Origin of the sequence: Synechococcus sp. H55.10 (genome assembly GCF_047502715.1) — a bacterium.
GTDB lineage: Bacteria > Cyanobacteriota > Cyanobacteriia > Thermostichales > Thermostichaceae > Thermostichus.
On sequence record NZ_JANSJJ010000208.1, the window covers coordinates 1 to 2421 of the forward strand.

At 57.0% G+C, this 2421-nt stretch carries 2 protein-coding genes; both read right to left on the minus strand.

What is annotated here, in order from left to right; all coding sequences use genetic code 11:
* A partial coding sequence (locus NW858_RS11590; RefSeq protein ID WP_414520551.1) for a choice-of-anchor Q domain-containing protein occupies window positions 1–1782 on the minus strand: 1782 nt, incomplete at its 3' end.
* Between the two features lie 6 nt (window positions 1783–1788).
* Window positions 1789–2238, minus strand: a complete 450-nt coding sequence (locus NW858_RS11595; RefSeq protein ID WP_414520552.1) for a hypothetical protein — start codon at window positions 2236–2238, stop codon at window positions 1789–1791.
* Window positions 2239–2421: the final 183 nt, after the last annotated feature.

The window sequence follows — 2421 nt, forward strand, 5'->3', positions numbered from 1 at the left end:
CGGTCTAGGCGTGGGAGGCGGGGTTGGTGTTGGTGTGGGCGTCGGTGTCGGTGGATTCTGCTGCTCGTAAGCTCCCGCATCACAGCGAGCCCCAGCAGGCCGAGGGAAGCCCGAACCTCGCTGATCTTGGTTCACAGGGTTGCCATTTAGGTCAGTACACTGCCCTGATGGAACGGCATCGATTGCTGCACTGGGCACTTGGAGCGCGTGAGTTTGAGTCGATCCACCATTATTGGTTAGCGGCCCCAGGTTCAATACTGCTGGCGTTACCGACGTGAATCCTGAGCCGCAGCTTGTATCTGTGGCAAAGTTCACCCCGCTAGCTGTGAGGGAGCCAGAACAGTTGTTCCCACTTGGACTTATCGCTACGATTGATTGCCTGATATTGGCTGTGGCGTTGTTGAAAATACCGCCACCAGAGGAAGCTGAGTTCGAGGCAACCGTCACAAAGCTCAGCTTAACGGTACCGAGGTTATGGATCCCGCCTCCCTTTTGTCCAGCACTGTTGCCTGAGAGTGTGCTGTTGGTGAGGCTAACTGTGCTACTGCTGGAGACGTAAAGGCCGCCGCCTGCCCAGGGAGTATTGTTGAACGAGATCTCAGTTGCAGTGATGGTGGCTGTGCCGCCGCTGTCGTTGTAAAGGCCGCCCCCATTTTGACCAGCGTTATTGCTGGAGATCCCTGTGACATCGATGGTGAGGGTGCCTTTGTTGTAAAGACCACCCCCATCTTGACCAACGCCATTGGTGGAGATTCCGGCACTGGTGATGGTTACCTTGCCGCCGCTGTCGTTGTAAAGGCCGCCCCCATTTTGACCGGCGCCGTTGTCCGATATCCCCGCGTTGCTAATGGTGAGGGTGCCTTTGTTGTAAAGGCCACCCCCATCTTGGCCAGCGCCATTGCTAGAGATCCCCGCGCTGGTGATGGTTGCTTGGCCGCCGCTGTCGTTGTAAAGGCCGCCCCCATTTTGACCGGCGCCGTTGTCCGATATCCCCGTGCTGCTAATAGTGAGGGTGCCTTTGTTGTAAAGGCCACCCCCATCTTGGCCAGCGCCATTGGAGGAAATTTCAGAATCCGTAACGGTTACCGTGCTCAAGCTGTAGACGCCGCCACCAAGAGAAGTTGCCTTGTTGTTGGAGATCTGAGCGTTGGCAATTTTAAACTGTCCGCCAGCATCTACAAAAACTCCACCACCCGCCGTATGTGGAAACCCTGACCCATCTGCACAACCTTGGTAGAGTCCCACGTCTTTCATCTGGAGATCGCCTGTACTCTGGACATGGAAGAGGCGGAATTCTCCTTTGGCTGCAGTGTTATCCGGATTACATGTCACCGAAGTGTCGCGCTGAATGCCTGCACCATTTCCTTGAAGGGTGATGGTGCTCGCGATGTCCAAATCGTCGTTGTCGGCTCCACTGTCTGTTTGGTGCCCACCTCCATCGTCGTCCAGCGACAAGATATAAGTAGTCGCTGCTTGCAGCACAATGGTGTCTGTCCCTGAGCCTGCGATGCATTCGCCGGCTGTACTAAATAATGCAGAATCGGTGTTGGCTGCAATGACCGCTTCCCGCAAAGAGCATTGGCCGTCATCAGATATGACATCGGCTGCGGTTGTAACAGTAATTGTTGCGGCTTGGGCAGGCAATCCTAGACCTGCAACAGCTACACCGACCAAAAAGGGTACGACAATGCCAGAAGTGTAGGAGCGCACAGCGGTCTCTTCAGCGGGTTTCTGGGCAGCGAAGATATCTGTAAGGGTATCTAATAAGTCTTTCGCCCACATACCCACTCACCTGGGAACGACGGCCTCAAAGCGAATGGCCCCGGCAGTGCCAGATCCCCCCACATTGACCACCACCACTCCGTTGGAGTTGGTGATGCCGCCGCAGGTCGGCGGCACCGCTTGTCCCGGTGGGATGAAAGCTCCCCCATCCCCATCAACCGCATCGCTCAGAGCCACTGGAGAGCCACCTGCCGGTGTCAAGGACAAGCTGCCTGCTACATAGCCAAGACCAGGGACGAGGGGATCGCACACCGTCAGCGTCGAGCTGGGCGAATCCAGCAGGAAGTAGATGGCAAACTGCACCCGCGCTCCCAGACGTACCGGCTGGTTGACGGCACCTTGCAGGAAGGTTGCTGCCCCGCCCGGCCAAGGGATCCCTGGGTTGTCGTTGGGATCTGTGGGCTCGTCGAAGAACTCACGGATGGGAAGGCCGTTGACGGCACTGATCCGCTTCACCAGCCGGATCCCTTCGCCTGGGGAAGGTGACGGACTAGGCGTCGGTGTTGGGGTTGGTGTGGGCGTCGGTGTTGGGGTTGGTGTGGGCGTCGGAGGCGGTGTTCGTGTTGGAATATCTCTATTACAGATCTCTCTAAAGCGACCATCTACTCTGTGTAGCTCTCGGTGTTCGGCGTATGCGTT